General features: G+C 73.1%; 11 protein-coding genes. 6 read left to right on the forward strand and 5 right to left on the reverse strand.

What is annotated here, in order from left to right; genetic code table 11:
- The first annotated feature begins 12 nt into the window (after window positions 1–12).
- Together AB0C19_RS02240 and AB0C19_RS02245 are read left to right on the forward strand one after the other, a co-directional pair.
- Window positions 13–1,212: a DUF58 domain-containing protein gene (locus tag AB0C19_RS02240; protein WP_357178121.1), complete on the forward strand. Its 1,200-nt coding sequence runs from the start codon at window positions 13–15 to the stop codon at window positions 1,210–1,212.
- Window positions 1,206–3,539, forward strand: coding sequence for a transglutaminaseTgpA domain-containing protein (locus AB0C19_RS02245; RefSeq protein ID WP_357178124.1), 2,334 nt, complete (start codon window positions 1,206–1,208; stop codon window positions 3,537–3,539). The genes AB0C19_RS02240 and AB0C19_RS02245 overlap by 7 nt, the downstream gene beginning before the upstream one ends.
- A 127-nt stretch (window positions 3,540–3,666) precedes the next feature.
- Here the strand turns inward: AB0C19_RS02245 and AB0C19_RS02250 are convergent, their stop codons facing one another.
- Complete coding sequence (locus AB0C19_RS02250) at window positions 3,667–4,458, reverse strand: SDR family oxidoreductase (RefSeq protein WP_357178127.1); 792 nt, start codon at window positions 4,456–4,458, stop codon at window positions 3,667–3,669.
- Complete coding sequence (locus tag AB0C19_RS02255) at window positions 4,455–5,438, reverse strand: LLM class F420-dependent oxidoreductase (protein WP_357178269.1); 984 nt, start codon at window positions 5,436–5,438, stop codon at window positions 4,455–4,457. Before AB0C19_RS02255 ends, AB0C19_RS02250 begins: the two co-directional genes overlap by 4 nt.
- 154 nt (window positions 5,439–5,592) lie before the next feature.
- Here AB0C19_RS02255 and AB0C19_RS02260 point away from each other — a divergent pair, with 154 nt between their 5' ends.
- Both AB0C19_RS02260 and AB0C19_RS02265 read left to right on the forward strand, forming a co-directional pair.
- Window positions 5,593–6,813, forward strand: a complete 1,221-nt coding sequence (locus AB0C19_RS02260) for a low temperature requirement protein A (protein WP_357178130.1) — start codon at window positions 5,593–5,595, stop codon at window positions 6,811–6,813.
- A gap of 47 nt (window positions 6,814–6,860) precedes the next feature.
- Window positions 6,861–7,724 carry a DUF1028 domain-containing protein gene (locus AB0C19_RS02265; RefSeq protein ID WP_357178133.1) on the forward strand — a complete coding sequence of 288 codons (864 nt, stop codon included), beginning with the start codon at window positions 6,861–6,863 and terminating at the stop codon, window positions 7,722–7,724.
- Window positions 7,725–7,789: 65 nt separating this feature from the next.
- On the opposite strand, the gene AB0C19_RS02270 is transcribed toward AB0C19_RS02265, so the two are convergent.
- Both AB0C19_RS02270 and AB0C19_RS02275 read right to left on the reverse strand, forming a co-directional pair.
- Complete coding sequence (locus AB0C19_RS02270) at window positions 7,790–8,458, reverse strand: maleylpyruvate isomerase N-terminal domain-containing protein (protein WP_357178136.1); 669 nt, start codon at window positions 8,456–8,458, stop codon at window positions 7,790–7,792.
- Between the two features lie 8 nt (window positions 8,459–8,466).
- Complete coding sequence (locus AB0C19_RS02275) at window positions 8,467–9,354, reverse strand: phosphatase PAP2 family protein (protein WP_357178139.1); 888 nt, start codon at window positions 9,352–9,354, stop codon at window positions 8,467–8,469.
- Between the two features lie 170 nt (window positions 9,355–9,524).
- On the opposite strand from AB0C19_RS02275, the gene AB0C19_RS02280 reads away from it, so the two are divergent.
- Window positions 9,525–10,193, forward strand: coding sequence for a DUF3159 domain-containing protein (locus AB0C19_RS02280; RefSeq protein WP_357178272.1), 669 nt, complete (start codon window positions 9,525–9,527; stop codon window positions 10,191–10,193).
- A 340-nt stretch (window positions 10,194–10,533) separates the two neighbouring features.
- On the opposite strand, the gene AB0C19_RS02285 is transcribed toward AB0C19_RS02280, so the two are convergent.
- Window positions 10,534–13,440, reverse strand: a complete 2,907-nt coding sequence (locus AB0C19_RS02285; RefSeq protein WP_357178142.1) for a glycoside hydrolase family 48 protein — start codon at window positions 13,438–13,440, stop codon at window positions 10,534–10,536.
- Window positions 13,441–14,287: 847 nt separating this feature from the next.
- On the opposite strand from AB0C19_RS02285, the gene AB0C19_RS02290 reads away from it, so the two are divergent.
- Entirely contained in the window at window positions 14,288–15,631 is a 1,344-nt protein-coding gene (locus tag AB0C19_RS02290; protein ID WP_357178145.1) for a GH1 family beta-glucosidase, read from the forward strand.
- Window positions 15,632–15,666: the final 35 nt, after the last annotated feature.

The following is a 15,666-nucleotide window of genomic DNA, read 5'->3' on the forward strand; positions in this document are numbered from 1 at the left end:
GGCAGCAGCGCGATGGGGATCACTGCCCGTGGGGTCGGGCTGCTCGTCGCCGCCGTGGTGCTGCTGGCTGTGGGTTTCCGGTTCGCGTACCCCGAGTTGACGTTGCTCGGCGCGGCGGCCGGCGCGGCCGTCGGCTACGCCGCGCTGGTCGCGGCCTGGCGGCCCCGGCTGACGGTGACCCGCCGCGCGGACCCGGACCGGGTGGCGCGCGGCGAGCCGGCGAGCATGACGTTGACGGTGCGCAACACCGGGCGGCTTCGCTCGGCGAACCTGCTGGCCGAGGACCGGTGCGGGGAGCGGACCGTGCCGGTGCCGGTGCTGCGCCTGCGACCCGGCCGGGACACCGAGGTCCGCTACGACGTGCCTACCGATCGTCGTGGGGTGGTGCCGGTCGGTCCGCTGCGGGTGACCCGCCGCGACCCGCTGGGGTTGGTGGCGCTGGCCCGCCCGTACGGTGCGGCGGTGCCGGTCTGGGTGCACCCCCGGATCCATCCGCTGACGGCGGTGCCCCGAGGCGCGGGGCGCAGCCTCGACGGCCGGGTGGACGGGGTCCCGCACGGGTCGATCACGTTCGACTCGCTGCGGGAGTACGTGGTCGGCGACGAGCTGCGCCGGGTGCACTGGCGTACCAGCGCCCGGGTGGGTGAGCTGATGGTGCGGGAGAACGTGGACACCAGTCTGCCGCGCCTGGTCGTCCTGCTGGACAACCGTGCCGCCGCGCACCCGCAGCGGGTCGCCGGGGTGGCGGAGTCGTTCGAGTCGGCCTGTGAGGCGGCGGCGTCGGTCGTCACCGCCGCGCACCGCGCCGACCTGCCGGTGCTGTTGCTGGTGGCCGCCGCGGAGCCGGCGGAGCCGACCAAGCCGGCGCAACCGGCGGAGGTCACGGGCCCGGACGGCGAGGCCGACGGCCCTCTCGGGCCGCTGGACCGGCTCGCCGCCGCCGACCTGTCCGCCGATGGTGACGCGGTGCGGGCGGCCACCACCCGGCTGCGACAGGACCGGCTCGGCGACACCCTGATCTTCCTGACCGGGCCGGGTGGCCGCGACGAGCTGGGGCACGTCGGGGCGCTGCGCGGGGCGTACCCGTCGGTGGTGGTCGGTGTGTTCGGCGCGGCCGAGCCGACGCCGCCGGGCACCGCCGGCCTGGTGGTCGTCGACGCGGCGGACGGCGCGCAGTTCGCCGCCGAGTGGGACGGGGTACGCCGGTGGTGACGGTCGCCGTGCGGGTGCTGCGGGCGGCGGTAGTGCCGCTGGCGCTGATCGGGCTGACGGCGCTCGCCGGGGTGGTGCTCGGCCGGGTGTACGCCGGTGGCCTGCTGACCTGGCTTGTCGTCGGCGCGGCGGCGGGTTCGGTGCTGGTCAGCGTGGCCGCCCGGCGGCTGCCGTCCTGGCTGGTGGCGCCGGTGTCGGTCGCCGCGATGGCCGGCTGGACACTGTGGTCGCTGCGGCTGGCCGCCACCCGCGCCGAGTTACCGGGCGGGCTGTTGGAGGTCACCGCGGACGCCGCCCGCAACGGCATTCCCCGGCTGCTCACCGCGATGATCCCGGTGGAGCCCACCCCGGACACCGTGCTGGTGCCGGTCGTCGCGGCGTGGCTGGCCGGGCTGACCGGCGCGGAGGTGGCGCTGCGCACCGGCCGGGTCCTGTTGGGTTACCTGCCGGCGGCGGGGCTCTACGCCGCCGCCCTCTACGTGGTCGGCCCGAACGCCGAACCGGCGCTGGGGTCGACGCTGGTGTTCGTCGCGGTCGCGGCCCTCGGCCTCGCGACCCCCACCCGGACCGCGTCGGGCGGCGGCGATCCGACCGCCGAGCTGACCCCCCGGGTACGCGCGGCGGTGCGACTGCGCCTGGCCACCAGCGCGGCGCTCGGGGTGGCGGTGGTGGTCGGGCTGGTGGCGTTGCTCGGCCCGGTCGTCGCGGAGCAGGTCGACGGGCGGCCGGTGGACCCACGCCGGTACGTGGAGCCGCCGCAGGTGCAGACGCTCGACGAGAACCCGTTGATCCGGATCTCCGGCTGGGCGCTGCACCCGGAGCAGAAGCTCCTCGACGTGAGCACGCAACGCCCCGACGCGCCGCCCGCCGACGCCCCGCCCGAGGCCGACCCGGCGGCGGACACCACGCGCGGTGTGCGGATCCGGTTGGCGGTGCTCAGCGACTACGACGGGGTGACCTGGCGCGTCGGCGCGACGTACCGCAACGCCGGTCGGATCCTGCCGGCCGCGACCGCGGCCCGGGACAGCACAGTGCAGACGGTCCACCAGCAGATCAGCGTGGCCGAGCTGAGCGGCCGGCTGCTGCCCGCCGTGGCGACGCCCCGGGAGGTCAGTGGGGCGCGGGTGGCGTACGACCCGGCGAGCGGGACGCTGATCCGGCCGGAGGGGCTGACGCCGGGGCTGCGGTACACGGTGACCTCCGCCGAGGAACGCCCCGATCAGAACCTGTTGGCCAGCGCGAACGTGCCCGCCGGCGACGAGGTGGCCCGGGTGCTGCGGGTCACGGACGGGGTACCCGACCCGATGCGCCGGCTGGCCACCCAACTCGCCGAGGAGAACGGCGCACCGTACGCGCGGGCGTCGGCGATCGAGCAGTTCCTGGCCGAGCACTACCGGGTGGTGGCGGACGCCCCGAGCGGGCACGCGTACCCGAATCTGGGTTTCTTCCTGTTCGGGCCCCGCAACGGCGGTGGGCAGGAAGGCACCTCGGAGCAGTTCGCGGCGGCGTTCGCGGTCCTCGGCCGGCTCTCCGGGCTGCCCACGCGGGTGGTGGTGGGCTTCCGGACCAGCGGGCAGGGGCCGGTGCTGGCCGGTGACGCGTACGCCTGGCCGGAGGTCCTCTTCGACGGGCTGGGCTGGGTCGCGTTCGACCCGCTGCCCCGCCCCAACGACGAGCCGAGACCGGTGGAGGAGGATTTCCGCCCGACGCCGGAGGACCCGCCGCCCTCGGAGGCGCCGGCACCGACTGCGGAGCCCAGCGCCTCACCGGAACCGGCGACCGCCGCCGACGCCCCACCCGGCCCGGACGGGGTCTCCACACCGGTGCTGGTCGCCGGCGGCAGCGGCGGCCTGCTGCTGGTGGTGGGCGCACTCCTGCTCACCCTGCTGGCGATGCGCCGCTCGCTGACCCGCAGCCGGCTCGTGCGGGGCGACCCCGGCCAGCGCATTGCCGGCGCCTGGCGGGAGGTCACCGACGCGCTCCGGCTGGCCGGCAGACCGGTCGGGGACGACCTGGCCGCCACCGAGATCGCCGGGCACGCCCGCCGGACCCTCGCCGACGTGCAAGCGGGCACGACCGGCCACGACACGACCGCCGACGCCTCCATCGGCGGCACAGCGGCGGTGGGCGCGTCCAACCTGGCGGTCGACGAGTTGGCGGCCCTGCTCAATCAGGTGGGCTTCGCCCCCGCCGCCGCGACGCCCGACCAGGCGGCTCGTGCCGCCGAGGTGGCCACCGCCTACGTGGCCACCCTGCGCTCCGCCCGCCCCTGGTGGCGCCGCCTGCTCTGGTCCGTGCACCCGTCCCCCCTACGCCGCCCCCGCTAGTCACGCCAGTGCCCCAACCCCGCCCTTTTGCGCGATCTTGCACTTACTGTCCCGGCCGAAGGGGCATTGCACGCAGATCGGCGACCGAAAGTGCAAGATCGCCGCGCTGATCGGGGGGCGCGGGGCGTTAGGCGGTCAGCCGGCGGATGAGTTTGCGCATGCCGGCCTGCCAACCGTCCGGGTCCTCGGCGCGGCGGCGCGCGTAGTCGGCGACCTCGGGGTGCGGCAGGATCAGGAACCGTTCCTCGGCCAGCCCGGCGATGGCCGCGTCGGCGACCTGGTCCGGGGTGAGCACCGCACCGGACGCGGCGACCACCCGGGCGCCGAGGTGACCGTCGGCGAGCCCGTCGGCGAGCATCGGGGTGTCCACCCCCTGCGGGCAGAGCGCGCTGACCCGGATGCCCCGGTCCCGGTAGGTGATGGCCAACCACTCGGCGAACCCCACCGAGGCGTGCTTCGTCGCTGTGTACGCGGCGTCGCCCACAGCGGTCAGCACACCGGCCGCGGAGCAGGTGTGCAGCAGGTGCCCGCCGCCCCGGGCCAGCATTCCGGGCAGCACCGCGCGGGCCGAGTAGACGTGGGCCAGCACGTTGACCCGCCAGGAGCGGTCCCAGCCGGCGTCGTCGACCTCCACTCCCCCGCCGGTGGTCACCCCCGCGTTGGCGCAGAACAGGTCGATCCGGCCGTACCGCTGCTCGGTGTCGGCGACCAGCGCGCGGACCTGCTCCTCGTCGGTGACGTCGAGGGCGCGGGCGTGCGCGACCGGGCCGATGCCCTCGGCCACCGCGCGGGCCGCGTCGGCGTCCAGGTCGGCGACCACCACTGCGGCGGCACCCTCGGCGGCGAACCGGCGCGACAGCGCCGCCCCGATGCCTCCGGCCCCGCCGGTGACCACCACGATCCGGTCGGTGAGGTTCACGCGGACGCCTCCACGGAGTTGGCGCCCAACCGGGCGATGAGGCTGAGCAGCGCTGTCGCACCGCCGGCGGTGACCTCGGGGGTGGGCAGCAGCGCGACGATCGGCACGTCCACCCCGTTGTCGGCGTAGCGGCGCACCTCGGCGCGGCACCGCTCCGCTGAGCCGTGCAGCACCAGGGCGTCGACCACCTCGTCGGGCACCGCCGCGCTGGCGCCGCGCCGGTCACCGGCGGCCCAGGCCGCCCACATGGGCGCGAGCGTCTCGTCGCGGCCGAGCCAACGGTGGAACTCGGCGTACGCCGGGACGGTGAGGTAGCTGGTGATGAGCCGGCGGCCCAGCGCCCGGGCGTACGCGGCGTCCTCCGTGGGGCAGACGAAGATCCGGGCGGCGACCTCGAAGTCGGTACGCCGTTCGCCCAGCTCGGCGAGGGCGCGCGGCACGTCGTCGGCGCTGAGCCAGTTCAGGATTACCCCGTCGGCTTCCGCACCGGCCAGCCGGAGCATCCCCGGGCGCAGCGCGGCGAGCAGGATCGGTGGCGGCACCGCGGGCGGTTGTTCCAGCGTGAACCGGCGGATCGTAAACGTGTCGTAGGCCTCGTCGACGGTCTCGCCGGCCAGCGCGGCGCGCAGGAAGCGCAGCACGTCGCGGGTGCGGCGGAACGGCTCGTCGAACGGCACCGCGTTCCAGTCCCGTACCAGCACGGGTGAGGACGCGCCGATGCCGAGTGAGAACCGGCCCGGCGCGGCCTCGGCCAGCGCCGCCGCGCTCATCGCCAGCAGGCCGGGGCCCCGGGTGAAGACCGGTGTGATCGCGGTGCCGAGCCGCAGGCCGGGCTGCCAGGCCGCGGCGAGCGCCAGCGGGGTGAACGCGTCGGTCCCGGCGACCTCGGACGACCAGACGTCGGTGAACCCGGCCCGGTCGAGGGCCGCGTAGGCCGCGTCGTGCTGCGCCAGCGCGATTCCGCCCAGCGGCACCGTCATGCCCCATCGATTCGTCACCGGTCGATCGTGCCCGTTGACGCCGGTCCGAGCAAGATCCCCGGGTTGGGCAGAATCGCCGGTTTCCGGCAGTGCGCGCCGGTGGAAAGTGCTACCACTTCGAGGTGGACCGGACCGACGACGCAGGCCGCTGACCATGGGTTCCAGGGCAGCGGGACACCTGGAGCCGGTCCCGGCGGCGGCCACGCCCGGCCGGGCGACGTTCCTGGAACTCTTCTTCGACCTGGTGTTCGTTTTCGCGCTCACCCGCATCTCGGCGCGCGCGTTCGAGGATCTGACTCAGGTTCCGGGCCGGGAGCACGGCTGGGGGACTGTCACCGGCGGCGGCAAGACACTGCTGTTGCTGCTCGCGCTCTGGGCGGTCTGGCAGGGCACCGCGTGGACGACCAGCCGGTACGACCCGTACCGGGTGCCGTTGCAGACCGTGGTGATCACCGCATTGGTGTGCAGCATGGTGATGGGGGTGGCGGTCCCCCGGGCGTTCAGCGAAACCGCGCTGATGTTCGCGGTGGCGTACGTCATCGCGCAGGTGACCCGGCCGGTGATCCTGTCGATCGCGCTCGGGCCGCACCCGTACCGCCGGTTGAAGGTGCGCATGGCGGTGATCTTCGCCGTCAGCGGTGTGCTCTGGATCAGCGGCGCGATGCTGTCCACCAACGCGCAGGTGCTGCTCTGGTCGGCGGCGCTGGCCTTCGAGTACCTGGCCGCCCGCTGTGGCTGGCCGGTGCCCGGCCTGGGTCGCTCGACGATCTCCAAGTGGGAGATCGCCGGGGAACACCTGGCCGAGCGGTACCAGCAGTTCTTCCTCGTCGCGCTGGGCGAGACGATCCTGGTGGCGGGTTTCGCGTACAGCGCGGGCCCGTTCGAGTCGGGGCACGTGTGGGCGTTCGGCCTGGCACTGGCCACCTCGATCATGCTGTGGCGCATCTACGTGCAGCGGGCGGGGCGGATTCTGGGTGAGGCGGTGATGAAGGCCCGTCACCCCGCCACCATCGGTCGGTCGGCGGCCGACACCCACCTGCTGATGGTGATCGGTCTCGCCGCCACCGCGATCGGCTACGAGCTGATCATCAATCATCCGCTGGAGCGGATCCCGGGGGCGTGGCTGGCCATGGTGCTCGGTGGACCGGCTCTGTTCCTGGCCGGGCGGGCCCGCCTGGAGTACGAGGTGTTCGGGCGGGTCTCCCCGTCCCGGTGGATCGCCGTCACGGTGCTGGTGGCGTCGTCGGTGCCGCTGCTGTACCTGCCCGGTGTGATCGCGACCGCGGTCGGGGTGGTGGTGCTGGCCGCGGTCGCGGTGGCCGACGCCCGGCGGGCCCACGGCGCCCCACCGGAGGCCGCCGCACCACCGTTCTGAGCCTCGCGCGTCGATGTCACGTCGGCGTGGACGGTTACCCTCGGCCGGTGACCTTCTCGCTCGTCGCCCGCTCCGCCGACGGCCGCCTGCACGGCGTGGCCGTCGCCAGCAAGTTCCTCGCCGCCGGGGCGTTGGTGCCGGCCGCCGCCGCCGAGGTGGGCGCGCTGGCCACCCAGGCGCACGTCAACCTCGCCTACCGCCCGCAGGGCCTCACCCTGCTGCGCACCGGGGTGGCCCCCGCCGACGTGGTGGCCGGGCTGATCGCCGCCGACCCCGAGCGGGAGCACCGTCAGCTCGGCGTCGTGGGGGCCACCGGCGCGGGCGCCAGCTGGACCGGGCCGGCCTGCCATCCGTGGGCCGGCGGGCGGACCGGTGACGGCTGGGCCGCGCAGGGCAACGTGCTCACCGGCCCGGAGGTCGTCGACGCCCTCGGCGAGGCCTGGTTGGCGGGAGCGGCGCTGCCGTTCGCCGAGCGGCTGGTCGCCGCGCTGCGGGCCGGCGACGAGGCCGGAGGCGACAGGCGCGGCCGGCAGAGCGCCGGCCTGCTGGTGGTCGAGCGCGGCGGCGGGTACGGCGGCACCAGCGACGTGGTGGTGGACCTGCGCGTGGACGACCACCCCGACCCGGTCGCCGAACTGGGTCGCCTGCTCACTGTGCACACCATGCTGTTCGGCAGACCCGACCCGGCCACACTGCTCGACCTGAGCGGCGCGGTCGCCGCCGAGGTGGCGGCGTTGCTCGGCGCGCTGGGCCATCCGGTGCACGAGGACGACACGGAAGCGGCGTTGATCTCCTGGGCCGGGTTGGAGAACCTGGAGGAGCGGCTGGTGCCGGGGCGCATCGACCCGGTGGTGCTGACGCACCTGCGGGGTGTCGCCCCGCACGTCCCCGCGCCCCGCGCCGCGAGCTGACAGGTCAGCGCAGTCAGCAAGGGGTCAGCACCGACCGAACGGCAGCGGTTCCGGATGCCCCGGGGTCAGCGGCCGAAGGCGAGCCAGCGGAAGCCGGCGGCGTCGATCGCTGCCCGTTCCGAGGCGGTCAGCGCCGCCCGCCCGGTGGCCTTGCGGATCAGTGTCAGCCGGTCCCAGCCCAACCCGGCCGGTGTCGGGCGTCCGCCGGTGAGCAGTTCGGCGATGACCACGGCCGCCGGTGGGGTGAGCCACGGGGGCCGGTCCAGCGCCGCTGCCAGATCCAACCCGTGCACACCCACCTCGACGACCCGGGTCCGCAGGAACTCGCCGAGGCGCATCGCGTCGCCGTGCCGGGTCCGCACCACCCGGTCGGGCGGCGCGGCGGCGATCGCCGCTTCGGTGGCCCGCCAGGCGTGGTCGAACTCGGTCGCCAGCGCCGCCCGGTCCACGGTCAGCGCCTCCCGCTGGCCGCCGGCGATCCGGTCCGCGTCGACCTCGGCGGTGAACTTCGCCGCCCCGAAGTAGCCGGCGGCGTCCACCTCGGCGCGAGGTGGGGCGGGCGCGGCGAGCATGTCGGTCAGTCGGCCAACGCCGGTGCGGGTGTGCGCGATCAGGTCCCGGACATTCCACGGAGGGCAGTCGGTAGGACGGCCGAGTTCATCGTCGGTCAGCTCGGCCAGGATCTCGGTGAACCGGGCGCACTCGGCGGAGAACGCCGCCAGGACCGGCTCCACCGGGCGGCTCAGCCCTTGACCCGGGGCACCAGCCGGTGCACGACGGTGAGCGCCAACGCCATCACCACCGCCATCGTGCCGGCGATCCCGGCGGCGCTGCCGGCGTAACCGACGAACAAGGGGCGGCGCGCCAGTTCCTCCGGCCCGGTGTCGCGCAGGTCGAGCAGCCAGGACAGGGAGAGCCCGCAGGCGACCAGGGCGAGCACACCGCCGAGGCCGAGCACCAGCGCCGCGACCCGGTGCGCGTCGCCGGGGGCGATCTCGGCCTGCTCCCGCTGGGTGACCAGCAGCAGCAACCCGGCCAACGCCGCCCACACACCCACCACCAGGTACGCGGCGACCGCGTCGCTGGGTCGGTGCCAGCCGGCGGAGAGGGTGGCGACCCCGGCGACGGCGGCGTAGCCGGCACCGATGAAGGCACCGACGGCCCGCACCTTGCGCGGCAGCACGAGCATCAGCGCGACAGCCACCGAGGCCGCCACAGTGGCGTGCCCGCTCGGGAGGCTGTTGCCCACCGCCGCGCGTTCCGGGTCGACACCGAAGTCGGGCCGGTTCAGCCCGTACTTGAGCAGCTGGGTGGTGACGTTCGCTCCGGCGATCAGCAGGGTCGCGGTGATCGCCAGGGCGATCCGCCCTCGGATCAGCGCGATGAACCCGATCGTCGCGGTGGCGGCCAGCAGCGAGACCACCGACATCGCGTTGAGGATCCGGTCGACCGGGCCGTCGATGGTGTCCTGCCCGATCCGGTTGCCGGTGAGGGCGACAGTGTCCACCCACTGACCGATCTCGGAGTGCACGGCCACCCGCCACACGGCGAGGAAGGCGGCCGCCTGGACGAGGGCCAGTACGACCAACCAGACCGCGGTCCAACCCCGTGCCGTCGCGCGCATCCGCACACCGTAGCGGCAGGTGTCGGCGGTCCGACCGGTGGCCTGCCGCCAATGGCCGGTTAGGTTGTGCCGGAGGCGAGGAGGCGGTGGTGAGCGGAACACCGGAGCGCGACAGCGGCCCGGCCGAACCCGGCCCGGAGCAGCGGGAAGGCGACAACCCGGCGTCGGAAGGGTCGGTGCGGGGCGGCACCGACACCGGTCCGGGTGGGCCGGCACGGGCCGAGTCGCTGACGGATCTGCTGGGTGGGCGACGCGGCGCCATCGACGCTACCCTGCCGCCGCTGGCGTTCGCGGCGGGCTGGCTGCTGGGCGGCGAGTCGCTGTGGGGCGGGGTCGGCGCGGCGTTGGCCGTGGGCGCGGTGGTGGCAGGCGTACGGCTGCGTCGGGGTGGCCGGCCGCGCTCGGTGCTGATCGGGCTGCTGGCCGTCTGCGTCGCCGCGTTGATCGCGGTGCGCACCGGCCGGGCCGAGAACTTCTTTCTGATCCAGGTGCTGTCGAACGCCGCGAGCGCTCTGGCGTGGACGGTCAGCATCGTGGTGCGGTGGCCACTGCTCGGTGTGCTGGTCGGCGCGGTGCTGGGCCAACGGGCCGGGTGGCGGCGTGATCCGGCGCTGCTGCGCGGCTACGGCCGGGCCAGTTGGGTGTGGACGGCCACCTATCTGCTGCGGCTGGCCGTGTTCGTTCCGCTCTACCTGGGTGGGCAGGTGCTCGCGCTGGTGGTGGCCCGGGTGGCGCTGACCTGGCCGCTGGTCGCCGCGGCGCTGGCGCTGAGCTGGGTGGTGCTGCGGCGCTCGCTGCCGGCCGGGCACCCGGGGCTGCGTCACCCGGTCGCGCCGCCTCGCTGAAACCCGCCCCGCGCGGGCGGACCCGGGACAACGGGGCGGACGGACTCGGGGCAAAAAAGTGGAGAGGCCGCCACGGGGGGAGCGGCCTCTCCGGTGACGTACGTTACTCCGTCACAGACCTCGGTGTGATCCCGCGAGGGCCCGAATTTCTGGGCTTTTTCGCGGCTGGCTCCAGTCCGGGCGGTGGGGTGGGCCAGCCGATCCGCTGCGTCGGCCAGATGGCCGGCCCACCCCGGCCTGACCGTGGGTGTCAGGCCGTCCCGCCAGCCCCGGTCCGTCGTTCCCCGGACCGGGGCCGGATCCCGGGGTGGGCGGTCCACGCCACCCACCCCGGGTCGTCTCAGCCGTTCGGGAACATGCTGCCGTAGTCGGCGTACGCCATGGCGACGTCAGCCTGCGCCCAGAACCGGTGGTAGTTGAAGCTCGGCTCCGGACCACCGTCCAGGTACGCCTGCACCTTGGGCCAGTCCGGGTCGTTCTTGTAGAAGGACCGGATGTCGAGGAAGCTCTTGCCGGCGGCGATGGCGTCGCCGTTCGGCATCGTCCCGGTCCAACCCGGCGGGACGTAGAGGCCCTGCCCGGTGGACGCGTTGTAGACGTCGTCGAAGCGCCGGTAGTCGCCACGCTTCTCGGTGGTGGAGACACCCTTGGCGTCGCTGGCGGCCGACAGCGCGTCGAGCAGCCCCTTGGCGGTGTCCTTGGCCGCCACGTTGCCGGACTTGGCCGCGTAAGCGATCAGGATCCGGGCGTAGGCGGCGGTGACACCGACGTCCTGACCCTTGCTGATGACCTCGACGTGCAGACCGGTGTTGGGCTGCGGGTTGGACGGGTTCCAGGTGGTCGGCTGACCGGTCCACGCCATGTCCGACGGGATCGACCAGTTGGTGCCGAGGGTGGTGTTGGCGATCGCCCAGGGCACCCACTTGTCCAGCAGCGCCTTGGCCTTCGCGTTGCCGGTCTGCTGGTACAGCTCGGCGATGCGCTGCATCGACCAGGCCTGCATACCGAACCACTGGTTCGACGGCGGGTCGTTGTAGACCGGGTCGACGTCGTAGAACATGCCGTAGAAGGTGCTGGTGCCGGCCGGCGGCTGGGCGTAGCTACCGTCCCAGCTGTTGGTGGCGCCACCGGCGATGCCGCCCTCGGCGGACTGCAACCAGGTGTAGAACTCCAACTGCCGCTCGAAGCTCTTGGTCCAGTCGGCGACAGCGGTCGACGACTGCGGCTTGAGCTCCGGGGTGTTGGTCAGCGCCCAGGCCGCGAACGGGTTCTGGTAGCCGAAGTGGTTGTGGCTGGAGCCGATCCGCCAGGACCAGTTCTGGCTGGCGTCGTACGCGCCGCCCCAGGCGTAGTACCAGGACAGCAGGTAGTGCGCCGAGTCCTTGCCGCTGCCGGCGGGGCAGGTGCTGGCCCCGACGCAGTTGCCGATCTTCTTGAAGTACTTGTCGAACATCGCGTACCGCAGGTAGTCGCCCATCTTCGCGGCCTTGGCGATGGTGGCGGCGACGTCGGCCTGCTTGTTCTGCGCCTTGGACCAGGTCAGCGCCCAGTACGCGGCCTGCACGGCCCGAGCGTCGGCGTCCGGGGCGTTCGTGTACTTCCACTGCTTGGCGGGGGCGCCGGTGTCCTTGACGAACAGGTCGAGGTAGCCGTACTGACCACCGTGCTCGAAGGTGTCGCAGGAGGGCTGCGGAACGGTTTCCCACACCGACTCCTGGGTGCCCCGCTGGAAGGTGTTGATGTAGGCCGGCTTGGTGGTGCCGTCACCGCAGCGGCCGAAGCCGTAGGTGTTGTCGACGTCCATCAGCCAGTGCATGCCGTAGATGTCGCCGGTGCCGTAGGTGGACTGCAGCTCCGAGCGGAGCGGGTCCTGGCCGACGGAGACGTTCGGGTTCAGCGCCGACGGGTACTGGCTGGGCAGGTTGTACTCCGCGGCGTACTGCGGGGTGCCCGCGGAGCCGGCGGTCGGCTGGTCGGCGTGGGTGGGGATGATGTACTTCTCCATCACCGTCCAGGCGTTGTTGAACGGCGCCCAGTTCTGGGTGACCTTGCCGTAGTAGGCCTCCAGCCAGAGCCAGAAGCTGAACGCCTCCGAGGTGGTCTCGTGGCCGTGGTCGGGCGCCTCGACGATCAGCGTCTCCACCGAGTGGTACGGCACGCCCTCGGGGCTGAAGTAGCCCGAGTTCTTGATCTTGCCGTACTGCTCGAGGAACTTCGCGGTGTAGGCGTTGTCGCCGCCGGGGGTGTCGTTGTCGATCTCGGTGGCGCTGACCGCCAGCGAAGCGAGACCGGTGGCGGAGGCGGTGATGGTGGCGGCGCCGCCGGCGGTGTCGGTGTCCTCCGCCGCGGAGACAGTGACGGTGACCCCGGTGCTCCAGTTGCTCGGGGTCAGCGTGGCGGTGGCCGGCGAGACCGTGACGTCGGTGTCACCGGTGCGGGTGAGGGTGACCGGCACGTTGGCCGTCGGAGCGGCGCTGAGCTTCAGGTTGAAGGTGGCGCTGCCACCCTCGGTGACGCTCACAGCGGACGGGGTGGCGACCAGTGTCGGGCCGGTGGCGGCCCCGACGGTGAACGCCTTCTCGTCGACCCCGATGCCGTTGCCGTTGTCGTACGCCTTGGCCTGGACGGTGTAGCTGCCGGCCGGCAGGTCCTCCTGGGTGTACGCGTACGGAGCGGAGGTGTCGGTGTTGATCAGCAGGCCGTTGCGGTAGAACTCGACCTTGCTGATCGTCCCGTCCGGGTCGCTGGCGGTGGCCGTCAGCGGCACGTCGGCCGGCGCGGTGAACGGCCCGGTCGGCAGGCCGAGGGAGACCGTCGGCGGCTGGTTGGCAGGGGTGCCGTTGCAGGGGGTGCCGTTGAGAGTGAACGAGGTGGGCTTCGGGTTGCTGCCCGAGTGGGCGCCGTTGAAGCCGATGGTGGTGGAGGCCCCGGTGGCGAGGTTGCCGTTGTACGACTCGTTGGTAGCGGTGACCTCGCTGCCGGTCTGGCTGAATCTGGCCGACCAGCCCTGGGTGACCCGTTGACCGCTGGTTGGGAAGGTCCACTTGAGCGTCCAGTTGCTCACCGGGTCACCAAGGTTCTTGATGGTGACGTTCGCGGTGAAGCCGGTGTTCCAGTCGTTTGTCGCGTAGACCACGTCGCAGGCGGGTGCGGCCTGTGCGGCGCCGGCCGGCAGGGTCACCCCGCCGATGGCGAGCAGCGCGGCGGCGGCGAGCGCCACGCGCCGGCGTATTGCCAGTTGTCTCATGTGCGCGGTGTCTCCTCGGACCAGGCCGGGATGGTCCCCGGCGAGGCGCCTGCCCGCGAGGGTGGTGGTGGTCCGCGGGGATGTCGAGGCGCCGGGAAGGTGGTCTTCCCCGGGCCCGGCCGGGGTAGGGCGTGCGGCCCGCGCGGGAGCGGGTCCCGCCGGCTGCGCTCGGGTGACCGTGACCGGAGCTGGTGCTGCCGGTTGCCCTCGGTGGACCCGCACTTCACGCGAGGTGGCTCCTGTCGCGTCGAATCGACAGTGTGCCATGGAAGCGCTCCCACAACAAGCGCACGGAGCGCCGGATCAGCTCCTTGTTTCGATCTCGTTTTGGGTCTTTCACAAAGGCGTGACGGGCGTTACAGTCGCAACATCGGTCGATGGGAGCGCTTCCATCGACAAGGTTCCAACAAGAAGATCGCTGGGGTCGTTCCTGACGAGCCCAGCGAACCAGACCGAGGGCCGACGACGGGCCAGCCCGGACGCCGTCGTCAGCCATCGTCCCGCCACAGGGAGGGAGGTGGAACCAGAGCCACTCGCGTGGCCCGGCTCCCGCGCGACATGCACGGCAGGACCCAAATTCCGCCCGTGCGTGTGCAGTTACGGTGGGGACGGGGGTTGCCCTCCCCCGTCCCCACACTAAACCCCCGTACACGATAGGAAAAGAGGCCGACGGGACAGGCGCGCCGCGCCGCCCGGACGGCCTCGTTCGCTGCTCGGGGCCACACCCGTCTCCCACCCGCCAGCGCCGGCCATTCTGACGGCCGGCTGACCGGCCGGCAGCGTCTGCCCTATCATGGGAGCGCTCCCGAATCTTTCGGCGGTGGCCCCGTATCCATGAGGAGAATCCATGTCGATACCTATTGGGCCCGCCGGCCCGCTGCGCTTCCCGGACAACTTCGGCTGGGGCGCGGCCACCTCCGCCTACCAGATCGAGGGCGCCGCCAAGGAGGACGGGCGCGGCGAGTCGGTCTGGGACACCTTCAGCCGCGTCCCAGGTCGCACCCGCAACGGCGACACCGGCGACGTGGCCATCGACCATTACCACCGCTACGCCGAGGACCTCGACCTCATGCGCGACCTCGGGTTGCGCAGCTACCGCTTCTCCATCTCCTGGCCCCGGATCCAGCCCGACGGCACCGGCACGCCCAACCAACGCGGCCTCGACTTCTACCGCCGCCTCCTCGACGGCCTACACGAGCGCGGAATCACCCCGATGGCCACCCTGTTCCACTGGGACCTCCCGCAGGCGCTCCAGGACGCCGGCGGCTGGGAGTCACGCGACACCGCCCACCGCTTCGCCGACTACGCCGACGTGGTCTTCCGCGCCCTCGGCGACCGGGTGCCGGCCTGGCTCACCATCAACGAACCCAAGACCGTGGTGCAGAACGGCTACCTCACCGGCCACCACGCCCCCGGGCGGCAGGACCCGGACGCCGCCTACCTGGTCGCCCACCACCTGCAACTCGCCCACGGGTACGCCGTCGCCGCGCTGCGGGCCACCGGCAGCGACAGCCGCATCGGCCCCGCGCTCAACCTGCACCCCTGCTACCCCGCCGACGACTCCCCGCAGGCTGCCGCGGCCGCCCACCTCTACGACGCCTACGAGAACCGCCTCTACCTCGACTCCCTGCTCAAGGGCAGCTACCCGGAGGACCTGCTGGCCGACCTGGGCCCGCAGAGCCGGATGGTCCAGGGCATCCGCGACGGCGACCTGGAGACCATCTCCGCGCCGATCGACCTGCTGGCCGTGCAGTACTACACCCCGATCTACGTCACCGGCGACGGCGGCACCGCGCACCGCTGGGCGACCTCCGAGGCCGAATGGCAGCAGATCTACCCCGAGGGCATGTACGACCTGCTGACCCGAATCACCCGCGAGTACGGACCGATCCCGCTCACCATCACCGAGAACGGGCTACCCACACCGGACACCCTGGGCGCGGACGACACCGTCCAGGACATCGGGCGGATCAGGTTCCTCCGCGACCACCTCACCGCCGCGCACCGGGCCATCGCCGACGGAGTGCCGCTGGAGAGCTTCCACGTCTGGTCACTGCTGGACAACTTCGAGTGGGACCAGGGCTACGACCAGCGCTGGGGCCTGGTCTACGTCGACTACGCCACCCAGCGTCGGGTGCTCAAGAACTCCGCCACCTGGTACCGCTCCGTCATCGCCGACGGCGGCTTCTGACCGCGCCGCCACCCGGACGGCCGGGCCCGGACGGC

Origin of the sequence: Micromonospora sp. NPDC048842, assembly GCF_040649935.1 — a bacterium.
In the GTDB taxonomy this organism is placed as follows: domain Bacteria; phylum Actinomycetota; class Actinomycetes; order Mycobacteriales; family Micromonosporaceae; genus Micromonospora; species Micromonospora hortensis.